Origin of the sequence: Dysosmobacter welbionis (assembly GCF_005121165.3) — a bacterium.
Taxonomy (GTDB): Bacteria; Bacillota; Clostridia; order Oscillospirales; family Oscillospiraceae; genus Oscillibacter; species Oscillibacter welbionis.
Genome location: NZ_CP034413.3, coordinates 734849 through 755995, shown reverse-complemented (window position 1 = coordinate 755995; position 21147 = coordinate 734849). Strand labels below are relative to the sequence as shown.

Below are 21147 nucleotides of genomic sequence, written 5' to 3'. Positions count from 1 at the left end.
AATGTGCGGGCGCATGAGCCGAATTGTTGATGAACCCTACTTTACATACAGTGCATACAACGCCCTGACCTCCGGCATTCAGGTGAAATGCCCCAAGTGCCACGGCGCAGGTATGGTGACAGCGGATGATGACAACGCCTATTTCCGGTGCCTGAGCTGCGGCCATCAGGAGACCCGTGACCGGACGATCTACCGCTACGATGTCCATAACCAGTGCAAAAACTGCGGAAGATACTATCGGGTGGATATTGAAGATGAGGAAAAGCAGCACTTTTCTGTTCTCCATGTGGCCTGTCCCTATTGTGGGACAACCATGTCGGGAGAAGTTCATAAAACAGCTGAAGCATTTTCCTACACTGCTGAGATTCAGGACGGACGAGAACCTTATTTCGGCCTGGAACTGTGGTTTTTGACCTCCTTCCAGGGCAAACCGGCCTGGGCACTCAACCGGGAGCACCTTGCCTATCTGATCGACTATCTCAGCGCCGACCTGCGGGAAAAGCCGCTGGGAAGAGCGAAAAAGACTCAGGCCGATCATCTCCCCGCCTTCATGAAAACCGCAAAGAATCGGGAGCGGATCGTGAAGCTGCTGAAGAAGTTACAGGAGGGATGAGGATGGAACAGAAAGTTATTTTCAACGGCCAAGTTTTTACTCTGACCCGGTTTTGGGCAACGGAAGAGCCTTGTCTGCGGATCACCGACCCACAGCAGATCGAGATGCCTAAAATGGAGCTTGTGGGGGCCACCCAGATGAATACTGCATTTTCCTGAAAAATCTGACGGAAACAGAGTTGGCACAGATCACATCCCTGGACGGCGCTCCGCTGGATGTGAGAGAAGAACTTCGACAGTTTCTAACAGGAAAGGACAACCCTATGGCACTACAAGATAAGAAAATCATGCCTCCCCCTTGGATGGCCTTCCCGGAGATCGAGCGATACTCCATTGGCTGGCGCATGGGCTATGGGAGGATTACATATACCGATTTGGCGATTGGCTGGACACCCTCTCCCCGGAGGAGCGGACGGAATACCGCGCCCTCTTTCCCGAGCCGGTAACCTGGAAGGGCTGGTGGGAGGACGAGGACAGCGGCGAAGTGCTGGTACACGGTGACTTCCTGGTGGAGGCGTGGCAGCCGGAAGGCCGGCCAAAGTACACCCGCCAGTGGCTCCAGCAGGAGTTTACCGCCGGGCGAAAGCGGGAACTGTGCCTGTTCTGGGGCCATCAGCCTTCCCAGGACGGCCAGCTGACAAAAAGCTACCTCAGCCAGTGGTGGATGGAGGACTTCTATACGACGGCTGCCCCCTACCTCTGCATGGAGCAATACATGATGGCTGCCAAGGCCGAGCTGTTCGGCGACAAAGAGATCCGGGACCAGATTTTGAAATGCAGCGACCAAAAGCAGATCAAGGCCCTGGGCCGCAAGGTGCGGGGCTTTGAGCAGAAGGTATGGGACAAGTTCAAGTACGCCATTGTGCTACTTGGCAACTGGCACAAATTCAGCCAGAACCGCGAACTGCGGGAGTTTCTCCTTTCCACCGGGGACAGCGTGCTGGTGGAGGCCAGCCCCTACGATGCCATCTGGGGCATCCGCCTCGCGGCCAGTTCGCCGGAGGCCCAGGACCCGATGAAGTGGCGCGGACAAAACCTGCTGGGCTTTGCGCTGATGGAGGTGCGGGACGAGCTGCGCAGAGTGACACAGAATGAAATGCTTTGCGATTGGAGTATGGTATGGCAACAATGAAACTCTATGAACTGGTCAACCACTACCACATCGGCACGGAACTGACCTGCGCCGAGGCCGTGTTCATGGCCTGCAATGAGTATTACCATCTGAATTTGTCCGAGGAGACCCGGAAGATGTTCTCTGTCATGGGCTTGGGCATGCAGACCGAGCAGTCCTGCTGCGGTGCTTTCACTGTGGCGGTGGGGATCATTGGGCTGATGACCGCCAAAGAGGGCCAGACCGATGTGAGCAACATGGAGGGCTACCAAATGATTGCTGACTTGACAGACTTCACGCTGGGCATCTATGGAACGCTCCACTGTGTCGAGCTGCAAAAGCTGGAGATCGTGGGGGGTGAGAATCCCTGCCACGCCATTGTGGAGGCGTTGGCCAAAAAGCTGGAGGAGCTGCTGGCGGGCCGCAGGATCTTCCGCCCGGTAAATGCGGGACAGATTGGTTCCTGATATGCTGGAAAGGGGGGGAGTCCATGTCTAAACTATCCCAGGAAGAAGTACAATCACTTCGTAGCAGGATCTGCCACGGAGAGCAGGGACTAATTTCCACTCTGACGCCGGAGCAATTCCTTGCCCTGCTGTCTTACGACTATGATACCGGCTTCGCGGCCGGCAAAGCCTCCGCGCAGAAGGAGATTCTCTGTATGCTGGCGGCGGACGGGATGCCCCCGGAGAAAATTGCCCTACTGCTGCGGATGGAGGCGGAGACGGTGCGGGAGATTCTGGCCGCCAAGCGGGCCCACATTGAGAAATGCAGAAAAAAGCTGGAACAGGAGGTGAAGCCGTGAAGGACCTTTTTCAATACGGAAATCGGCGGGAGGAGGAATGGGAGATCCTGCCCTGGATCCCCGACCCGCGCCCGCCCTTCAAGATCTGGGTCAAACCGGATCAGATCGCGCCCTTTTTTCTCATTCCCCACCACCCTTATGCGATCTCCCTCCTGCTGAAGATCAGCGACGGGTTCCAGGTGGAGGAATTCTGCCGGCTGGGACGGACTGGCAGCAGCAAAGACTGGGAGCGGCTGGTCCGGGGCGTGATCCGGGAGTTCGAGAAAAACAACAGCGGCAGGGATCTGTTTCACTTCGACTCCGACGAGGATGTGTTCTGCGTGTACTCCCAATACATCGACGATTTGATGATGCTGGCCAAACTGATCCGGGCGGCCTGTGCCGATGAAAAAACGATGGGGATGTATCTGAACATGAGCGAGGCAGAGAAAACATGAAAGAGTTGACCACTCAAACAGGAATCATAGTAAAATGCAGGAAAACGGCCATTGAATTTTTCCAAAATGCTCAGTCAGCGGATTCCTTTTCTGCGCTGAAGATTCCAAAGGAATTCCAAGGTATAGCGGTTGAGTTTTATGATTTGATTCTGGAAAACGATCATCTCGCGGCCTTGCTGGGCTGTCGCGGCAATGATGATATTGCAATACAGATAGATGAGGTAACCGGCACCATGACGGGGTGGCATTGGTTCAAATGAGGATAATGGAATGATCGAGTACATCAAGCTCTTTTGGGAGAGCGCACCAGAGGGAGAACCACCGGTCATCCTCTATGAAGTGGATACCGAAAATGAGCGGCTGGTCCTCCGCTCCATCGACATCTTTGCAGATGGACGCACCCGTAATATCCCTGACCTTTATGAAGGCGCTATCGAGATCACGCCGATCCCAACCGTGGAGGAATTGAACGCCCATATCTGGGGCGAGGAGTTCCGCGCCTGCGCCATAGAGAAAGCGGAATTTGAGGCCATCTGGGAGAGCCAATTTTTTGCTTGAGAATGGAGGATCTGCTATGAGTAAGGAACTTGAACTGTATCAAGCATTTATTGACGGCCTTGTGGAGCGGAAAGACAGCATGACCGCCCTTTGGGTCAAGGGCGATGGTTTTCCCAAGACAGAGGACAACAAGGCGAAAAACGAGCTTCTCGCCACACTGACCCCGGAGCAGAAAGGTGTGCTGGCCGATATGCTCCAGGACGAGCATATCGCGGGTATCCACGATACCCTGGCATATATCAATGAGATGATGGATCTGGATGGGCTGGAGCTTCGTCAGGACGGGGAATCCATTCCCAACGATTACTTTGAGAGCCTGCACTATGACTTCATCAGCCGGTGTGACGGCGATGAGTGGCCGGAATAACAGGAGGCGTGACAAATGTATATCAAAAAATACTGGGGCAACTTTATCGGAGGTTCCGATGACAGCCTGAACCTTGTGGCCTTTTTAGAAGACCAGAAGAAAGAGGAGATGCCCCTCAGCGAGATCTTCGCTAAGATCGGGCTGGACAAGCAGAACTGGAACTTCCGCCAGACTGTGGGGTATCTGGAATTCACCCACTCCAATGGCGTGGAGATGGACTTCCACTTCGCCATTGATGTGGTCACCGATCTGGCCGCCATCCTGCTGGAGTGCAGCGTCAGCGGCGGCGTGGACCTCCACGACCTGGACGAGTATAACACCCCCCACCGCCGTATCCGCATCACCGCCACGCCAGAGGAGCATGACGCAATGAACAAGGCCCTGGCGGATTTTGCCCAAAATCCTCTGTCCTATGATCTCCACGAAATGATGGATGACGAGGAGATCCGGGAGATGGCTCGGGATATAGAGGCGCTGCGGAAGGAGCTGTATGAGGCCGCCGGTCGCAACCGGGACTACTATGTAAAGGCAGAGGACATGCAGAATCTGCTCCCAGACTGGGAGGAAGCCAATGGCTGCATCGCCACGAGCCGCATTACGGTGGAGGGCTGCAAGGTTGGCTACTGCTACCGGGAGGAGCCGGACGGCGACTGGGACAGCGGCTGGCGCTTTACCGCCGGTGATGAGAGCGACGAGTACATGGACGACCCCAACAACGCCGGGATCTACGGCCTCAACTCCATCTGCAACGACGATCCCGACATTATTCCCCTGCTACATACGCCCGCCCCCTGCGCCTTTGAGCGGGATGAGAATGGCGTGTTCCAGCAGATCAAAGACTGGAAAACGGATGAGGACGAGGAGGACCCAGATATGGACATTTTAAGGCAGTGCCAGAAGTGGAATGAAAAGAGCGAGTACCAGAAGATCATTGACGCGCTGGAGACCATTCCAGCCCAGGAGCGCACCCCGGAGATGGACAGCGAGCTGGCCCGGGCCTACAACAATCTGGGGGCACCTTCCAACCGTGCGCTGCTCAAAAAGGCCATCGCTCTCTTGAGCCCCCATGGGGAATACTTCGAGGGAGACCACTGCTGGAACTTCCGCATGGGTTACTCTTACTTTTATCTGGATCAGGAGGGCCGGGCTCTGCGATACTTTGAAAAGGCATTGGAGGCTCGCCCTGGTGACGAGGACACCATAGAGCTGATCGACTGGTGCAAGAAGAGCATTTCTCTGCCTCAGTTTTCACAGTGCTTCCGGGAGCGGACAGTGGACTGGTGGGAAACCTTTGCCGAAATGGAAGCCCAGCTGCGCCAGATGATGGACGACGACAAGGATCACACCCGCGGCGCGGAGATCGTGGCCCAAATGGAAGATACTTTGAACTTGGTCTTTGACGAGATTTCCTTCGAGATGGGCTTCAATGGCGAAAAGCATGAGCTGATCCTCACCCCGGAGGGCGACGAGGTCAAGCTGTTTGAGCTGGTCTACTTCCGGAAGCACGCCCCCAAGGAGGTGCTGGAGCACTGGAACATCCTGGTGGGCCGCCAGCCCAGCCAAAACATCGGCCTGCGGACCGACGACGGCTGGGATATCTCCGGGGAAGATGTGCAGATCTGGCTGGAGGAACAGGGCGAAAACAGCTTCGCCATCTCCGCCTACTGCGAAAAGCTGCTGCCCATGCTCCGGGAGGAGGAAGGCCGGGTCTGGTGGATGCTCACCACCCTCACCGACCAGGTGCTGGGCGAGATCCCCACATGAGATACATAGACAGCTTCGATGTGCTGGAGGAGCCCAAGGCAGAGCCGTCCATTCTTATGTCCCAGCTTCCTGACGCGTTGAAGGAGCGGGGCTTGGAACTTTCCACCGATCCGGAAGCCTATCTGGAGAGCTACCTTGGCTACAAAATGGAACCCAACAAGGACCCGGACGCCGACTGGCGGCTGGATGTGATGGCTGGCTCCACCAACTGTGTGCCGCTCATCAACGGCTATCTGAATGCCGACAATGACTTTATGGACGAGCTCCATGCCGACGGCGCAGCGGCGGGCTTCTTCTGCTATCCCCTGGATACCCTGCGGGAGGAGGAAGGAACGGAGAAGATTTTTGACTTCCGGGACAAACTGGAAGAAGTGTTCACCACCGGGGACGGCCCGGAGGTGGTCACCCTCACCGGCGGAGCCACCGGACTCTACTGCGGCTATGTGGACTTCATCGCCTGGGACATCCGGGCGGCACTCCAGATGGCAAAGGAATTCTTCAAGGACAGCGACATCCCCTGGGCCAGCTTCCATACCTTCCGCCGTGAAGCGGGCACTGTGAGTCTGAAAAATCCGCCCGATGAGGAGCCGGACGGTGAGGCGCAGGCCGCCGAGTTGGACGAGACGCCGACGGGCATGGACTATATCCCTTATACCCCGCAGAATGCAGAGGCATTCTTTGCACAGCTCCAGCAGTGGAACGACGAGGACGAGTACACCCGCTGTATTCAGGCATTGAATGCCATCCCGGAGGACTGGCGGAACTACCGCACCGCCTACGCCCTGGCCCGGGCGCTGGAGAACTACGCAATTCTGGGCGACCACAATGAGGGAACCCCCAACTACAAGGGGGACAAGGCTCTGCTTCGAGCCATCGAGGTGCTGGAGTCCGTCCGGGAGGAAGGCCGGGACAAGGCGGAGTGGAATATGCGGATGGCCTACGGATATCAGTATCTCCACGGTCAGGAGGAAGAGGCCATCCCCTATGCCCGGCGGTGGGCGGAGCTGGACCCGGAGGACGAGGACGCTCCGGTGGTGATCCGGGAGTGCAAGGCGGAGATCCGGAAACGCCGGAGCAGCCGGAACAAGAAGGACAAATTCGTGCCGGGTGATACCCCCTTTGAGGGCTTCGACCTCACCAATTTCTGGGACGACAGTATGTATGCGCTGAAAGAGTACGTCAGTGATCCGCCTTCCGATGAGCTGATCGCCAGCGTGGAGGAGGAACTGGGCTACAAACTTCCCGCCTCCTACATCTGGCTGATGAAGCAGCACAACGGCGGCATTCCGGTGAACACCTGCTATCCCTGCGATGAGCCCACCTGCTGGGCAGAGGACCATGTGGCCATCACCGGTATGTTCGGCATCGGACGGGAAAAAAGCTGCTCCCTCTGCGGAAAGCTGGGCAGCCAGTTCATGATCGACGAGTGGGCGTATCCTGCCATCGGCGTGGCCATCTGTGACTGTCCCAGCGCCGGACATGATATGATCTTTCTGGACTACCGGGCTTGCGGCCCCCAGGGAGAGCCTGCGGTAGTCCATGTGGATCAGGAAAACGACTACAAGATCACCCATCTGGCAGACAGCTTTGAGGAATTTGTCCGTGGACTGGAGCATGAAGCCCTCTACGATCCGGATGAAAATGAGGGCGATTTCGAGGAGGATGATGCTGACGGGGAGGAAACCGACCGCACAGGTGTCTTCACCGGCTTTGTTCTCCTGTCCAAGGGAGAATGGGACAAGGACCAGTTCATCCGGGACATGAAGGAAAAATGGGACATCTCTGTGGAGGAGTACGACGCCAGTGAGGAGAAGGATGACGATGCGCTGGTGTTCGAGGTGGGTGATATGCTCGCTGCTGTCAGTCTGGCGACCTATCCCATCCCCGACGGCGAAGCGGAAATAAACGCAGAGAACAACTACATGTGGGAGGATGCCGTCCAAGTCGCACGGGAGCACCGCGCCCATATCATGGTGGCGGTGCTGGGCAAGGAGAAAAAGGTTCTGGAGAAGGGCAAGCTCTTCGCCAAGCTGGCGGCTGCCTGCTGCCGCCAACAATACGCCACCGGTATCTACACCAGCGGCGTGGTGTTTGAGCCCCGCTTCTACGAGGGCTTTGCTGATATGATGAAAGAGGACGAACTGCCCATCTTCAACTGGATCTGGTTCGGCCTGTACCGGAGCGAGGGCGGCTTGAACGGCTATACCTACGGCATGGATGTGTTCGGCAAGGAGGAGATGGAGGTGCTGAACGCTGACGCCGAGCCGGAGAAGCTGCGGGACTTTTTGGCAAGCCTTGCCTCCTATGTGCTGGCGTGTGATGTTACGCTGAAGGATGGGGAGACTATCGGCTTTTCTGCGGACGATAAGCATGCCATCATCCGTAGTCCCGGTGTCTCTCTGCCGAAGGAGCAGATGACACTGAAAATCTCCTGGGAATCCGGCGGGGATGGACCGGAGGGAGGCGGTGAAGACCCGAATGGCGGCGGGGATGACTGCCCGGACGAGGAATGCTTTCAAGACGAGAAATCCAGTGAACCGGAGGTCTACACCGAGGAGGAGATGGAAGCCGTCGAGGGGCACATCCAGCAGTATTTCGGCCCGTTCGAGAATGTGTTCCATGAGCTGGTCTCCCCGGACATCCATGTGGACATCTGCGTGGTACCGCCCTCCCGGGAGCGGGACTACTACACGCTGGTCACTATGGGCATGGGCGCCCACCGGATGAATGTTCCGGAGGAACTGGCGGAATACAAGCTGGAGCGGGCGGAGTTGGCCATTGCACTGCCTGCGGATTGGAAGCTGGATCAGGAGTCCATGAAAGATGAGCGGTGGTACTGGCCCATCCGCCTGCTGAAGTCCCTGGCCCGTCTGCCCATCAACTGTGACAGCTGGTTGGGGCATGGTCATACAGTGGAGAACCGGGAACCCTTTGCGGAAAACACGAAACTGTGCACTGCTACCCTGATCGATCCCCAGGGTACGGAGGACGGCAGTGAGGTCTGCACTCTGCCGGGCGGCGAGGAGGTCAACTTCTATCAGGTCATTCCTCTTTATGCGGATGAATTGGACTATAAACTGGAACATGACGCTGACGCTCTGCTGAACAGGATGAGGGGGATCAGTTTTGTCGTAAATCCCACCCGTCAGGATGCTGTCACTCGTGGCACCCTTTCCAATGATGATTTTGACGGTGAGATGGATGACGCTTCCTATCACCTTGAGAGCATTGAGGAAAAGGAACTGCCTATTGACCCCATCAATGCCTATAACCACATGGCCATCTACCTGCGCTGGTGCATAGAACACGACCTGATGGGCGAGGACTTCTTAAAAGAATACAGCGAAGTGGCCAAACAGGTCAAAGTTGATCCTGCCAGTGTGGATCTGCGGGAGTTTATCCGGGATGAGCTGGACGGCTGTCTGTTCTCTGTGCTGTTCAATCAGCAAGGCCGTGCCTTTGCAGGCTATTACTACGGAGAGGGCGACAGCCCCTACTATCCTGCCGATGTTGACGATAACGCACTCCGTTTCTTCGGCCCGGAGCGGTATCACTCCGAGGAGTTCCGGGACGAAGCCTACCTGTTCATTCCCTTTGACGAGGATTATTATCAGGCTATGGCAAAGGTGATCGGGGAACGCTTTGAAAACTGGCAGGGACAGGACTTTGACGAAGACACGCTGGAGCCCTCCGAGGTGGCGGATGCTTTGATGGAGTATCTGGACTGCGAGTGCACCTATTTCCCATCCATGGCAGATGATGACCCCATCATGTCGGCGTACAGCTATGCCAAACGGGAAAGTGTCAAAGAGGGATTTGTACCGGTGCTCATCAAGGCGGATGACGAAACACTGCTGGAGTGTCTGGTGATGAACGCTGACCCGGAGCATGACGCGGACTGCTACGAATTTGACCTCAAAGCGGTAACGGAGTACCGGAAGAAGATGCTCTCCGCCCCCATCAAGGACAGCAAGGCGGTTCTGGAGGAACTGATCGGCCAGCGCAAAGCAGAGGCCGAAGATGACGATATGGACTGGGAGGAGGAGATTCTGGGCGAGATGGCTGGCGGCTATGACAATGACCGTTTCTCCTGCTACTGGGATTCGGACAGCCACATGACCCACCCCCTCGTTTTGGCCAGGATCCCGGTGAAAAAACCCTGGGAGATCTTCGCCTACCTGCCCTTCGGCAACTGGAATGAGTGCCCCAACACGCCGGAACTGATGGCAGTGGCAAAATACTGGTTTGAGCAGTACGGCGCCATCCCTGCCGCCATGAGCCACGATGAGATGGAGTTTGAACTTCCGGTTCCTGTCCCCAAGGAAAGAGCTGTGGAGTTGGCTGTGGAGCAATATGGCTTCTGCCCGGACATCGTGGATCAGGAGCAGGATGATCCCACCGTGGGCAATCTGGCGGATGTCCTGCGGCAGTCCACTGTCTGGTACTTCTGGTGGGATTGACGGGATTCCTGCACCCTTTGAAACGGAGAATTGACCTATGAATAGTGAAGTATTGGCAATAAAACTCCTGGACCTGGCCGAGGGACGGGAAACTCCCGAAAGCTGGCGGAGCTGGTGGGACGAGCATGAGCCGGAGCTGGAAAACCTGCTGAGCCGAGGCGAATTTTTGAAACTGAAACCTTGCCGGCATGACTTCCGATGGGTCCCGGTGCTGACCAGCCAAAAGGGAGCCATCGCCATTCTGGAAAAGAGCGGCACAGCATTTGAGGTCAGCAATCTCTACCAGGAGCGGTATCTGGCGGAGCTGGACGCTTTCTGCAAGGAGCAGGAGCGAGTACAGCGGAAAAAGCAAAAGGAATTCAAGGCCAACAATCCTGAGCTGTTTTGCCGTTACCCCAAGTTCTCCAAGGCGCTGGCAAAGGCGCTGGAGCCATCTGACGAGATCCAGCCTGCCGCCACGGAGGAGCAGATCGCAAGTCAAGAAAGCGTGCTGGACTTCACGCTCCCGGCCCAGGTGCGAGAGTTCTTCCTGCTGACCGCTGGCATCCAGGTATCCACAGGCGTGATCCTTTCACTTTCCGGGATGTTTGATCTAACCATCCATGGAGAGCGGTATTGTGTGCTGGGCGAGTTCTGGAAAGAAGCGGATGGCGACCAGCTCCTGCTCCGCCCCGGAGAGGAAACCATCTGGTACTACGCCCATGAGCAGGACAAGGTCAAGCGACTCTGCAATGATATGACAGAACTGCTGGAGAAGAAATTGGCGAGGTATCTCAATGAGCAATGAAAATATCGCCTATAAAAAGAAAATAGCGCGGCGGTTGATGGCTGAACTGTAAATCAGCGAAGGAAGAATGAAAATGACATTAGAAGAAATGTTCCGTGATCTCTATGATAAATATGGTAACGATTTTAACTGGTATATGATCCCCTTCGCACAGGCGGACGGGGCATTTGTTGCAGAACTAAACAAAGAAATAGGACAAGACCACTTCTTATACGGCAAAAAAATCTTGGCGGTTGCGAAGTGTGAATCCAATGATGATGTGTTATATGTTCTCAGAAACGGAACAGGAAGAGACATCTACTATCTGTTCCATTTAACTTACTCAGCACATAATGCGGACGGATTTCCCCAGTATGAGGAGTTTGCAGATCTATTTGCAGTAAAAGAATTTATAGAACGATCATATATCGAGGATTATATGTAATTTTCAAATTTCAATTTATTGGGAATCCACCTTACCCGCAGTGGCATCAGAAAGGAGGCGGTACCTGTGTCAACTTGGAGCGGAATCCGAAACAAGCTGGAGAATGACTACCTGTGCCCGACGCTCCGTGGGCACATCCAGTATTTTGCCGCCAGCTACTGGGAAAGCCATGACCAAACAGGCCGGGCAGCCATTCGACTGGACGGCGTGGAGGTGCTGCGAAGTAACTACTATGCCTATGAACAGAACTACTGGAACAGATATCAGGCCCTGCGGCGGGAGGGCATCGGCCAGGACGATCGAACGGCCCCTTTTCGGCTGGCCCATGAAGGGACACTGAACGATGGCTGTTTTGACAACGGTTTTTTCTATGAGGCATTTCATGAATTTGACAACCAGAGCATTGAGAAAAGCCTTGTCAGCAAGAATCCCCTTGTCCGCATCCTCGCCCTTCTGGACCGCAGGCTGGGAAAGCGCCGCCTGCTGGCTTTGGAGGAATCCATGGAGCAGGAACTGGACTGGGTACGGGCTTTCTATGTGATCCGGATGCAGGCCGAAGGGCTGATGGAGAAAGAATAACATTCAGGAGGAACTGCCATGTCACAGATCGCATCCTTTTATCTGCTCAAAGACGGTCAGCGGCAGGAGCTGTCCAACGGTGACTGCTCCGGCGCGGTCTACATGGCCATCTGGGACTGGTGTGAGAGCGAGCTGGATCTGGATGTCCGATTTCCCGCTCCCCAGACGGAGAACACTCTGGACTGCGCTCTGCTGGAGGGAGAGCTGGCGTCTGAACTGCTGGCAACTCTGCGGGAGCAGAGCCTCCCGGAGCTGGCCGCCGAAATTGCCGCAGACTGGGAGCTGCCCACCGAGGCGGTGCAAAGCGGACTTGAAACGCTGCGCTCCCATCTGGAGCTGGTGCAGAGCGACGCTGCCCTGCTGTATGAGATGACTTGACGGGACTATGCCCATGCCAAGGATGCAGGTTAAGAAACGGAGAGAAATACTATGGTGAGAGATGGACTTGTGTTCAAAGATGAGAATGGTCAGGTCATCTTCAACCAGTATAGCTTCTGCGAACTGGTGAAGCACCTGCTGGTGGAGCTGGTGGGGATCTCCTATGAGGAAGCCTCTCAGACAGTGGAACGCGCACCGCTGGCAGAGCCAGTGGCCGATGCCGTGGGAGTGGCGATATTCAGCCATGACCGGCCTTATTACTGGGCCATGTTTTTCTACTATGGGAACGGTTATTGGTGGGAAAAGGGTATTCCAGCGCAGCCAGAGGATATGGATGCCTATGAAGCTTTGGAAAAGAAAATTATGGAGAAATGCCACTTAAAGGAGCCCTTTGAGTGGAAATAGTGGAGGTGTGCAATGCTGGCGGAGGATTTTGACACCATCTTACATAATCTTGGTATGGCGTGGCTGGAACATCCGCTGTTCCATCATGCCCCGGTCGCCATCCGGTTTGAAATCGGCGGAGATGAACCAGTCTATCTGGAATGCACCTATTCGGACGAGAACACCGAGAAACTAACTCCAAACCCCGCCTATGTTCAAGGCGCACTGGAGCGGGCGATTATGATCTACCGGAACCTTCCAGCGCCGCCGGGTATTCTGCGGATTGACGGGTATCCCGAAGAAAAACCTGTCGAGTCCCTGCTGACGGCCATCCAGCAGAGGGCCGCACTTCCTGCCCCGCATGAGCAGGTCACAGCGACCATGATGGACGAGGACGGGGATACATATGCACAAGTACAGTTTTACTGGGATCTCAGCAAAATCAGCTTTCAACCGGAGCGGCTTCTCCAGGAGATCATTCTGGGGGACATCGGCGGCTGGAACGGCTTTGTGTCCAGCGTCTATCTGACCGGGCCGGGGCCATTCCTCTACCATCTGTACGATGACCGTGGGTTGGATATACTGGGCGGCTCACGGGAGCTGCTACTGCCGCTCTATCATCAATTCAATGACTGGATCTTGGAATACAATCTGGAGAAGATTGACCGACTGTTCGCTCCGGCAAAAGAATGACCGTACAGACAAAAAAGGAGGCATCATAATGGGACTTGATATCTACGCCGGAACATTGACCCGGTACTATTCTCACAACTGGAAAACCGTTGTTCAGCAGTGGGCGGAGGAAAACGGATACGCCTTCAACCGCATCACCCCGGACGGGGAACCCGCTGACAACGAGGAGGAACTGTCCCCGGCCGAGGTCCAGGCGGCGGTGGAGAACTGGCGGGATCAGATTCTGAACGCCATTTCTCAGCCGGGCCAGCCCCCTACGCTCCCTGGCCGGAGAATAACGAGAGCCCCTACTACACCGACAAGCCGGATTGGGATGCCTTCGGCGCCATGCTGCTGGCGGCCGCCTGCCATACATACGAGGAACCGGTGCCTCCCACTGTGGAGAAGGACTGGAACTTCGGGGAGCATCCCCTGGTCGCCCGCCTTGCGGCGGACCAGGAGCGGGTATGGTCCCTGTTCCGTGGGGCTACCTGGTGGCTGCCTCTGCCGGACGCCTTCTTCTTCCAAGCACCTCTGCCTACCGACGACACCGCCGCCATCGGCACGGTGGGCGGACTGCGGAAGGAGCTGGAGAAGCTGAACCAGCTGGCGTGGCAGGCCGATGAGGATACCATCCTTGATTGGGCAGACACGGAGGGATACCCGGCAGACGGAACCGTAGGCCCGGATGGACAGTACAGCAAGGCGGACATCTCGGAGCATACCCAGTATGATACCCAGTCCCTTGCCAAGTTCGCCTTCTCCATGTTCTGGCGGGCCATGCGGTTTGCCGAGGAACAGCAGGTGCCCATTTTACTGGATTATTAAGGAGGAGCTTTATGGGATACGATGTCAGTTTTCACCCGATTTCGCCGGAAGAAATGCGGGAATGGTATTTTACCCCGCTTTCCTGGGTACAGCAGGGGCAGGAGGAAAAGGTGCTGGCCCTTGCCGCACAGCACGGAATGGAGGACTTCTATGCGGAAAAATATCTGGATACTCTGCGGGTCGGTGCGGGGACAGAGCCGGATGAATTGTTTGATAAGAGCCACGGCTTTTATATTGCGGTGATCCAGGGCTTTTTCCGGGATTACTATTACACCAGAGGCAGTGCCTTTTCTTTCCTGGTGGAAGAAAAGCCGGAATATGCCCGGTATTTCACCCCATGGGCACAGGTGACACCAACAGCTTTTCCAAATCCGGCAGAAAATCAGATCATTGAAAACTACTGTTCCGGCGTGTACCTGTCTCCAAAGCAGGTTACACAGCTTCTCCGGGATCTGGAGCAGGACCCAAAGGTGCTGGAGGATTTGGAGGGACTTTGGAGTAACGGACAGCTTGCCGTGCTGAAAAAGGCTCTCACTGCCGCGGCGGAACTGGGTGTCGGTCTGCTGGAAGCTACCGAGGTGGTGGAGCCTAACCCTATCCGCCCTAATGAGAGTACAAGCTACTCAAACCTGTACCACTGTGATCGGGATGGGGTGCATCTCTACATAGATACTGTCAGTACTCAATTAGCGGATGTGATTGGAAAAAGTGAGGAACAAGCATAAGCGGTTGGGAGGATTTTATGGAACAAAAACGCCCGGCAGATATATTTCAGGAGCTTCTGGACTACCTGTGGAACGGGCTGGGGCTGGAGGAAAAGGGCTGGAAGCGTCTGAAAAAGGGCAACTTCAAAAGAGAACGAAAAACGGCCTGACCTACCTGATCTGGTTTGAGCGGAGCCGCTACAACTACATAGACTACGAAATCGGCCATGGAAATGTGGAGGTGGGATTCAGCTGCATCATTAAGCAGGGGGATGACTTTCTCTACTCTTTCAAAATAGAACCGATAACAGGCGGTTCGTTCTTCCGGATGCTGACAGAGGACCTGCGGTTGGATACCGGGTTGCTGGACACTTTTCTGCCCTTAATCAAAGCCCGCTACCTTGACTTTATCGACCGCTTTGAGGAGGACCCGGCAGAGGCGTTACAGCCGGTCTGCGCCCCCTTTACCCAGCCGGAGGATTACAGTTGGCGTATTCATGTGGAGGAGCAGGCGGTGGAAAGATACGGAACACCAGAGCAGCTGGCGGAGTACCGCCGTCAGGCGGAATTGCGTGGAACGCCGGAAAGCAAGGTGCGCCGGTGGATGGGGATGCAAATCTTCTATTTCTCCCATGCTGGCGATGTGGACCATGCTTGGGCCGCCAGCCGCTCCGTGGAGGAATTGGACGTGGTCGTGGGAAACCATGTCCAGGCCAAGAAGCAGTATGACACTTGGACGGAGGAGGACGAAGCGGGCTATCAGATCTACCTTCAGGAGCAGGACATGGAAAAGCGGACTTATCGGGCTTGGTATCTAATCGCCAATCCCCGAAAGCTGCCCAAGGAAATCGTTAATCAGGAACTGGCGTTTCGGTTCAAGCTGTTCCCTGACAAAATGGATAAAAAGAAATGAATGGTATTATTATTCTGGTTTGTGGTCTGCTGCTTCTCTTGGCCATAAAACTGCTGATAGAGCGCAACTTCATCGGATTGGTTCTATTTAGTGTGGCTCTTTTTTTGATTTTTGGAGTAACCCCGCATACAAAGTAGCGATCGCCCGTTGTTACATGGTCTGCTGCTATAAGGAGGACAAAAATGAGTAATCAAGTGTTCCGGCAAAACCTGGATGACAAAAAAGGGCCCCAGCCCGGCGGCCCCTATCTCATTCAAATGCTGTTCAAAGAGCCGGTAGACATGCCGGACAAGGATGAGATGACCGCTGTGATGAAAAAGCACATCGGCGCGGTAGAGTGTTTCTGCCGTGATAAAAAGATGGCAGGCTTTGCTGCCCTGGATCATATCGCGGAATTTCAGGACGGCAAATGCCCGGTGCAGCTGATGGTGATGGGATGTGACAAATTCAAGGGCAAGGGCTTCGATGCGTTCCTTATGAGCCAGATGTGGGACTGCCGGGAGGACCGAGAGCGAATCTTTCGGGAGTGCCGGTATCAGGTCGTGGCCACTGATATGCTGGCGGCGGCGCTTCCGGCCCTGGAGAGGGCCAACCTGGACGCCGACTTCGTGGAGGCCCTGGCAGAGCTGTACCCCACCTGTGAGGCGTTCTATTTCCAGAACTGCGGCAAGCTCTTGCTGGCGGAATATGTGCGTTCCCACCAGATCGAGGGCTCGGACCGCTTCATCCGATTTGGTGTCAATGTCCGCTTCTTCAACATTGAGGGCACCGAGGATATGCTCATCGACACAGTGGGCATGAACACCCTGTTCCTGCCGGACCTCCAGTACCACTTCCATAGCATGGATCCCAACTGGGTAGTGAACCACGCCTATAATGCGGCGTCGTACATACTGGAGCATGATAACCCCATTGGGGATGGGGAAACGATTGACGGCATAGAGAATGGCCGGATGAGCCGGGAGATTCAGTGGAAGTGCCAGTACGAGGATGCCCTGATCCAGCCGCCCAGGGGAGTGGTGGACATCCATATGGGCGACTATGCTTCCGGAAAACGCTGAACGGATAGAATGACTGCATGTACAGCCGGAGAAAATGTTTGCTCCCCTTAAGCGGATTTTACATTCAGCGGGTTATCTTGGCTATTGTATGATAGAAAATAACAGGAGAGAGTACACAGCTGATGTGTGGATGAACGCATCGGGGGGAGCCGATTTATGAGAAAGAACATTTCCCCACAGCATATTGTGGGGGGCGTCGGGACTGCGCAGCCGCGTGACTTCCTGCGCTGCGGATAAGGGAGGAGTGATCGATTTGCATCCAGAAGAATGCCTGATCTGCAAGGCACCGCTGGAATATCTGGTCCGGGACGAGGACATGGAGTGCGCCATCTGCCATAAAAAGGAATCCAGCAAGACCCGGTGCGTCAACGGCCATTATGTTTGCAATGACTGCCATACCCAGGGCATGGACACCATCTTCGGCCTGTGCTTGGCGGAGACTTCCGCCGACCCCGCCGCTATCCTCCGCCGGATGATGGACCTGTCCTTCTGCCATATGCACGGGCCAGAGCACCATGTGATGGTGGGAGCGGCGCTGCTCACCGCCTATAAAAATGCCGGGGGCAAGTTGGACCTGGAGAGCGCTCTCCGGGAGATGTACAGCCGGGGCAAAGCTGTCCCCGGCGGGGCCTGCGGCTTCTGGGGCGCCTGCGGGGCGGGGATCAGCGCGGGGCAGTTCCTGGCCATCGCCACGGCATCCACGCCCCTGGCCCGGGAGCCCTGGGGATTGAGCAATCAGATGACCGCCCGGGCCCTGGACAGCATCGGCAAGGTGGGTGGCCCCCGGTGCTGCAAACGGGATTCCTGGCTGGCCGTCCAGGCTGCCGTGGACTTTGTCCGGGAGCACCTGGGGGTGGAGATGCAGCACAGCGTGCCCGTCTGCTCTTACAGTGCCCGAAACAGCCAGTGCATCGGAAAACGCTGCCCCTTCTCGGCGGCAAAGCAAAGGGCTCTCGAGGCGAAAACAGCCCCGAGTTTCTGAAAGGCCAGAAGCTCCGGGACATACTTGTTTTTCCGGAGAATCTGCTCCATAGGGGTCCCTTGGGCAGCTCGTCCACCAGCTTGCCCAGATACCGGATATCCCGTATCAGCAGGTCCCATACCCGGACACCGCAGACCTTGTCGGTGATGAGGGCACGGTCAGGATTCATGGCGGGGGCACGTTGAAAAAAGTGAGCGCAGGTGACGCTGGACCGCTCCAGCCGGGCGAGGTCCGCCAGCGTGTACCCGGTGAGACAGGCAGTTACCTGGTCCACCTCCGCCCGGGTGCGGCCCTTTTTCACTTATGATGGATACAAGATCAGCCTGGGCAAGGAGGGCAGGAAATGAACCTGAAGGAGGCCCTCGTTTCCGGAACAGGCTGCAGGTCCTGACGGAAGAGCGGCCGCCCGGGGCGCCGCTGCTTGAGGCGAGGGGTGATAATCCCTCCTGAAATGCACAGACTATTTCTGCTCTTTGGATGTGAAGGGGCGGGTGGATTGGAGACCTTAGCAGATTATCTGGCGCAGGCGAAAGCGCCGCAGCGCCGCGTCCGTATGGCGGAGGTGCTGGAGTGGGCGGAACGGACGTTTTCCGGCCTGGAGCTCAGGGTTGCATGGAACCAGCCTGTGTTCACAGATCATGGGACGTTCATCGTCGGGATCAGCGTCTCCGCCGGGCATCTGGCCGTTTCTCCGGGGCGGGCTTGGAGGGCTTTTTCCGGGAAATCGCCCGGGGCGGCTATGCCGGGGCAAAATGCTGTTCCGCATCCCGTGGGAGAGGGACGTGGATTACACGCTGCTGCGCCGGATGATCGCCTTCAACCGCACCGAAAAGGCCCACTGCAAGACTTTTTGGCGGGGGAAGGCATGACGACCTGGATACCTTGGCGGGCCAGGGCGCTACTTGCCGGAATCTACCTGCCCGGTCCGACACCAGGGGCGCGCTTTGCCCGGCCGCTCCCGCCGGATCTGGCCCGCTGAGGCGGAAGTCCGCGGAACAAACTGCGGCCCCCGGCCCGTGCCGGATGGGGAAAACGCCTTGTATAAGCAGGGGGCAAGCGCGGCACTGGACGGAAAACCTGCGGAACCATGCGGGCGGCAGTGCGCCGCCCGGTCAAAGGAGGACGACCCATGCCCAACCGGCTGCAATTTGAACAATCCCCGTATCTGCTCCAGCACCGGGAAAATCCCGTGGACTGGCGGCCCTGGGGGAGCGAGGCATTCCAGACCGCACGGGAGGAGGACAAGCCGGTGTTCCTCAGCATCGGCTACTCCACCTGCCACTGGTGCCACGTCATGGCCCATGAGTCCTTTGAGGACGAGACGGTGGCGGAGGCGATCAACCGGGATTTTATCCCGATCAAAGTCGACCGGGAGGAGCGCCCGGATGTGGACGCGGTCTATATGGCCGCCTGCGTGGCTATGACAGGCTCCGGCGGATGGCCGCTGACGGTGCTGCTCACGCCGGAGCAGGAGCCCTTCTGGGCGGGGACGTACCTCCCCAGACAGGCGCTGCTGTCCCTGCTGCAGCAGGCGGCGCGCCTGTGGCGGGAAGATAGGGGCAGTCTGCTGACCGCCGGAGAGGCGCTGACCGACCGGCTCAGGGAAGCGGAGGGCGCAGGCACCGGCTTTCCAGACCGGGCACTGGCAGGCATGGCGGCGGGCCTTTACGCCCGGAGTTTTGACACCCGCTGGGGCGGCTTCGGGCACGCGCCAAAATTCCCCACGCCTCATAATCTGATCTTCCTGCTCCGGTACGCCCGGCGCACAGGGGAGTCCCAGGCCGGGGCCATGGCGGAGCAGACGCTGGAGAGCATGTACCGAGGCGGCCTGTTCGACCATGTGGGCGGCGGCTTTGCCCGGTACTCTACCGATGAAATGTGGCTGGTGCCCCACTTTGAAAAGATGCTCTATGACAACGCCCTGCTGGCACTGGCCTATACGGAGGCCTATCAGCAGACCCGGCGCCCGCTCTATGGGGAGATCGTCCGCCGCACGCTGGATTACGTCCTGCGGGAGCTGCGTGATTTTCAGGGCGGATTCTACTGCGGACAGGACGCGGACAGCGAGGGCGAGGAGGGGAAATACTATGTATTCACCGAAGGCGAGCTGAGAGACCTGCTGGGACCGGAGGACGCAGAGGCGTTCTGCGGCTGGTACGGCGTCACCGAGACGGGGAACTTTGCGGGGAAAAATATCCTCAACCTAATCGGCCGGGAACAGGTCCAGCGGGAGCCGGTGCGCATCAGGCCCCTGCGGGAGAGGGTGTATGCCTACCGCTTGGAACGGACCTGCCTCCACAGGGACGACAAGGTGCTTGCCGCATGGAATGGACTGATGATTGCGGCCCTGGCCCGGGCGGGACTGGCCCTGGATGAGCCCCGCTATCGGGACGCCGCCGTGGGAGCCGCGGCATTTTTGAAGCGGAGCCTCACAGAGGAAAACGGTCGTCTGCTGGCCAGATGGCGGGCGGGGCAGGCGGCCCACCCCGGAAAGCTGGATGATTACGCCTTCTGCGCCTGGGGCTTGCTGGAACTCTACGGCGTGACCTTCCGGACCGCCTATCTGGCGGAGGCCGGGGACCTGACGGCACGGCTGCTGGAGCAGTTTTTTGACGGGAAAAACGGCGGGTTTTACCCCTACGCGGCGGATGGGGAACAGCTCATCACCCGGACAAAGGAGACCTATGACGGGGCCATGCCGTCGGGCAATGCGGCAGCGGCGCTGGTTCTCTCCCGCCTGGCCCGCCTCACCGGGGAGGCCCGCTGGCGGACCGCCGCCGATCTGCAGCTGGGCTATCTGGCTGGGGCCACCCGGACCTATCCCGCCGGACACGGTTTTGCCATGCTGGTGTTTCTGGAGGAGCTGTGGCCCTCGGCGGAGCTGGTCTGCGCGGCCCGGACCATGCCGGAGGAGTTGGCGGCTTTTCTGCGGGAGGCCTCCAGGCCCGAACTGACGGTGCTGGTGAAAACGCCGGAGACGGCAAAGCCGCTGGAGGAGCTTGCCCCCTTCACGGAGGCCTATCCGATTCCGGAGACAGGCGTCCGGTACTATCTATGCCGGAACGGCGCCTGTGCCCGGCCGGTGGACAGTATTTCAGAAGTCAGACGGCTGCTGGAACAGAACTGAGGATCCTGCCCAAAGGGCTCCGCCGGACCGCGCGGTTTGCCGCATGACAGGTTCCTTTTCCGTGGCCTGCCGCTCTGCAAAACAAGGATACAAAAACTGCCCGGAGGAATCTGTTCCATCAGATACTCCGGGCAGCTGTGTTCTTTTCAGGCCGCCTGCATCCCGGATGCCTGCATTTTGAACGGGATGGGCAT

General features: G+C 57.1%; 22 protein-coding genes and 3 pseudogenes. 24 read left to right on the top strand and 1 reads right to left on the bottom strand.

Annotated features, from left to right (window positions below; translation table 11 throughout):
- Positions 1 to 13: 13 nt before the first annotated feature.
- The 22 genes and pseudogenes from EIO64_RS03985 to EIO64_RS03880 all read left to right on the top strand — a co-directional run bounded on the left by EIO64_RS03985 (position 14) and on the right by EIO64_RS03880 (position 17826).
- Positions 14 to 613 (top strand): hypothetical protein, encoded by a 600-nt coding sequence (locus tag EIO64_RS03985; RefSeq protein ID WP_136890794.1) that lies wholly within the window; start codon positions 14 to 16, stop codon positions 611 to 613.
- A 2-nt stretch (positions 614 to 615) separates the two neighbouring features.
- Positions 616 to 771 (top strand): hypothetical protein, encoded by a 156-nt coding sequence (locus tag EIO64_RS03980; RefSeq protein WP_429835524.1) that lies wholly within the window; start codon positions 616 to 618, stop codon positions 769 to 771.
- Between the two features lie 139 nt (positions 772 to 910).
- A complete protein-coding gene (gene ybiA, locus EIO64_RS03975) occupies positions 911 to 1744 on the top strand; it encodes a riboflavin biosynthesis intermediates N-glycosidase (protein WP_346730072.1) in 834 nt (277 codons plus the stop codon).
- Complete coding sequence (locus tag EIO64_RS03970; protein WP_249390793.1) at positions 1732 to 2190, top strand: C-GCAxxG-C-C family protein; 459 nt, start codon at positions 1732 to 1734, stop codon at positions 2188 to 2190. The genes ybiA and EIO64_RS03970 overlap by 13 nt, the downstream gene beginning before the upstream one ends.
- 23 nt (positions 2191 to 2213) lie before the next feature.
- On the top strand, positions 2214 to 2528 hold the full coding sequence (locus EIO64_RS03965) for a hypothetical protein (RefSeq protein WP_021747672.1): 315 nt from the start codon (positions 2214 to 2216) through the stop codon (positions 2526 to 2528).
- Positions 2525 to 2965 carry an immunity 51 family protein gene (locus EIO64_RS03960; protein WP_021747671.1) on the top strand — a complete coding sequence of 147 codons (441 nt, stop codon included), beginning with the start codon at positions 2525 to 2527 and terminating at the stop codon, positions 2963 to 2965. Before EIO64_RS03965 ends, EIO64_RS03960 begins: the two co-directional genes overlap by 4 nt.
- Positions 2962 to 3225 (top strand): hypothetical protein, encoded by a 264-nt coding sequence (locus tag EIO64_RS03955; RefSeq protein WP_021747670.1) that lies wholly within the window; start codon positions 2962 to 2964, stop codon positions 3223 to 3225. Before EIO64_RS03960 ends, EIO64_RS03955 begins: the two co-directional genes overlap by 4 nt.
- A gap of 10 nt (positions 3226 to 3235) precedes the next feature.
- Complete coding sequence (locus tag EIO64_RS03950; RefSeq protein ID WP_025543926.1) at positions 3236 to 3523, top strand: DUF6881 domain-containing protein; 288 nt, start codon at positions 3236 to 3238, stop codon at positions 3521 to 3523.
- Between the two features lie 16 nt (positions 3524 to 3539).
- Entirely contained in the window at positions 3540 to 3890 is a 351-nt protein-coding gene (locus EIO64_RS03945; protein WP_136890793.1) for a DUF6547 family protein, read from the top strand.
- 15 nt (positions 3891 to 3905) lie between these two features.
- A complete protein-coding gene (locus tag EIO64_RS03940) occupies positions 3906 to 5654 on the top strand; it encodes an immunity protein Imm33 domain-containing protein (RefSeq protein ID WP_249390792.1) in 1749 nt (582 codons plus the stop codon).
- On the top strand, positions 5651 to 10114 hold the full coding sequence (locus tag EIO64_RS03935) for a suppressor of fused domain protein (RefSeq protein WP_249390791.1): 4464 nt from the start codon (positions 5651 to 5653) through the stop codon (positions 10112 to 10114). Before EIO64_RS03940 ends, EIO64_RS03935 begins: the two co-directional genes overlap by 4 nt.
- Positions 10115 to 10151: 37 nt before the next feature.
- Positions 10152 to 10901, top strand: a complete 750-nt coding sequence (locus tag EIO64_RS03930; RefSeq protein ID WP_021747666.1) for an SMI1/KNR4 family protein — start codon at positions 10152 to 10154, stop codon at positions 10899 to 10901.
- Positions 10902 to 10974: 73 nt separating this feature from the next.
- The gene (locus EIO64_RS03925) at positions 10975 to 11325 is read left to right on the top strand and encodes a hypothetical protein (protein WP_036629434.1); all 351 of its coding nucleotides are present in this window, start codon (positions 10975 to 10977) and stop codon (positions 11323 to 11325) included.
- A 66-nt stretch (positions 11326 to 11391) separates the two neighbouring features.
- Positions 11392 to 11904, top strand: a complete 513-nt coding sequence (locus EIO64_RS03920) for an SF0329 family protein (protein WP_036629432.1) — start codon at positions 11392 to 11394, stop codon at positions 11902 to 11904.
- An 18-nt stretch (positions 11905 to 11922) separates the two neighbouring features.
- Positions 11923 to 12282 (top strand): hypothetical protein, encoded by a 360-nt coding sequence (locus EIO64_RS03915; protein WP_021747663.1) that lies wholly within the window; start codon positions 11923 to 11925, stop codon positions 12280 to 12282.
- Positions 12283 to 12333: 51 nt separating this feature from the next.
- Complete coding sequence (locus EIO64_RS03910) at positions 12334 to 12687, top strand: hypothetical protein (protein WP_119311443.1); 354 nt, start codon at positions 12334 to 12336, stop codon at positions 12685 to 12687.
- A gap of 12 nt (positions 12688 to 12699) precedes the next feature.
- A complete protein-coding gene (locus tag EIO64_RS03905; RefSeq protein WP_119311442.1) occupies positions 12700 to 13359 on the top strand; it encodes a DUF3885 domain-containing protein in 660 nt (219 codons plus the stop codon).
- Between the two features lie 28 nt (positions 13360 to 13387).
- Positions 13388 to 14166 (top strand): annotated as a pseudogene (locus EIO64_RS03900) (hypothetical protein).
- Between the two features lie 11 nt (positions 14167 to 14177).
- The gene (locus EIO64_RS03895; protein ID WP_119311440.1) at positions 14178 to 14891 is read left to right on the top strand and encodes a hypothetical protein; all 714 of its coding nucleotides are present in this window, start codon (positions 14178 to 14180) and stop codon (positions 14889 to 14891) included.
- A gap of 17 nt (positions 14892 to 14908) precedes the next feature.
- Positions 14909 to 15783 (top strand): annotated as a pseudogene (locus tag EIO64_RS03890) (spondin).
- Positions 15784 to 15965: 182 nt separating this feature from the next.
- Positions 15966 to 16844, top strand: coding sequence for a DUF4261 domain-containing protein (locus EIO64_RS03885; RefSeq protein ID WP_119311438.1), 879 nt, complete (start codon positions 15966 to 15968; stop codon positions 16842 to 16844).
- A 253-nt stretch (positions 16845 to 17097) separates the two neighbouring features.
- On the top strand, positions 17098 to 17826 hold the full coding sequence (locus tag EIO64_RS03880) for a DUF5714 domain-containing protein (RefSeq protein WP_036629430.1): 729 nt from the start codon (positions 17098 to 17100) through the stop codon (positions 17824 to 17826).
- Between the two features lie 115 nt (positions 17827 to 17941).
- Here the strand turns inward: EIO64_RS03880 and EIO64_RS03875 are convergent.
- Positions 17942 to 18064: pseudogene (locus EIO64_RS03875) on the bottom strand (DUF2200 family protein); the annotation flags it as partial.
- Here EIO64_RS03875 and EIO64_RS03870 point away from each other — a divergent pair.
- Together EIO64_RS03870 and EIO64_RS03865 are read left to right on the top strand one after the other, a co-directional pair.
- Positions 18027 to 18173, top strand: a complete 147-nt coding sequence (locus EIO64_RS03870; RefSeq protein ID WP_021747654.1) for a hypothetical protein — start codon at positions 18027 to 18029, stop codon at positions 18171 to 18173. The pseudogene EIO64_RS03875 and the gene EIO64_RS03870 overlap by 38 nt on opposite strands.
- A gap of 782 nt (positions 18174 to 18955) precedes the next feature.
- A complete protein-coding gene (locus EIO64_RS03865; RefSeq protein ID WP_119311437.1) occupies positions 18956 to 20953 on the top strand; it encodes a thioredoxin domain-containing protein in 1998 nt (665 codons plus the stop codon).
- Positions 20954 to 21147: the final 194 nt, after the last annotated feature.

Excerpts from the sequence above, each read along its gene's own strand:
- EIO64_RS03935 (WP_249390791.1), top strand. The coding sequence starts at position 5,651 with ATGAGATACATAGACAGCTTCGATGTGCTGGAGGAGCCCAAGGCAGAG.
- EIO64_RS03895 (WP_119311440.1), top strand. The coding sequence starts at position 14,178 with ATGGGATACGATGTCAGTTTTCACCCGATTTCGCCGGAAGAAATGCGG.
- EIO64_RS03865 (WP_119311437.1), top strand. The coding sequence starts at position 18,956 with ATGCCCAACCGGCTGCAATTTGAACAATCCCCGTATCTGCTCCAGCAC.
- EIO64_RS03905 (WP_119311442.1), top strand. The coding sequence starts at position 12,700 with ATGCTGGCGGAGGATTTTGACACCATCTTACATAATCTTGGTATGGCG.
- EIO64_RS03985 (WP_136890794.1), top strand. The coding sequence starts at position 14 with ATGAGCCGAATTGTTGATGAACCCTACTTTACATACAGTGCATACAAC.
- EIO64_RS03970 (WP_249390793.1), top strand. The coding sequence starts at position 1,732 with ATGGCAACAATGAAACTCTATGAACTGGTCAACCACTACCACATCGGC.
- EIO64_RS03965 (WP_021747672.1), top strand. The coding sequence starts at position 2,214 with ATGTCTAAACTATCCCAGGAAGAAGTACAATCACTTCGTAGCAGGATC.
- EIO64_RS03980 (WP_429835524.1), top strand. The coding sequence starts at position 616 with ATGGAACAGAAAGTTATTTTCAACGGCCAAGTTTTTACTCTGACCCGG.
- EIO64_RS03945 (WP_136890793.1), top strand. The coding sequence starts at position 3,540 with ATGAGTAAGGAACTTGAACTGTATCAAGCATTTATTGACGGCCTTGTG.
- EIO64_RS03940 (WP_249390792.1), top strand. The coding sequence starts at position 3,906 with ATGTATATCAAAAAATACTGGGGCAACTTTATCGGAGGTTCCGATGAC.
- EIO64_RS03955 (WP_021747670.1), top strand. The coding sequence starts at position 2,962 with ATGAAAGAGTTGACCACTCAAACAGGAATCATAGTAAAATGCAGGAAA.
- EIO64_RS03930 (WP_021747666.1), top strand. The coding sequence starts at position 10,152 with ATGAATAGTGAAGTATTGGCAATAAAACTCCTGGACCTGGCCGAGGGA.
- EIO64_RS03885 (WP_119311438.1), top strand. The coding sequence starts at position 15,966 with ATGAGTAATCAAGTGTTCCGGCAAAACCTGGATGACAAAAAAGGGCCC.
- EIO64_RS03910 (WP_119311443.1), top strand. The coding sequence starts at position 12,334 with ATGGTGAGAGATGGACTTGTGTTCAAAGATGAGAATGGTCAGGTCATC.
- EIO64_RS03915 (WP_021747663.1), top strand. The coding sequence starts at position 11,923 with ATGTCACAGATCGCATCCTTTTATCTGCTCAAAGACGGTCAGCGGCAG.
- EIO64_RS03950 (WP_025543926.1), top strand. The coding sequence starts at position 3,236 with ATGATCGAGTACATCAAGCTCTTTTGGGAGAGCGCACCAGAGGGAGAA.
- EIO64_RS03925 (WP_036629434.1), top strand. The coding sequence starts at position 10,975 with ATGACATTAGAAGAAATGTTCCGTGATCTCTATGATAAATATGGTAAC.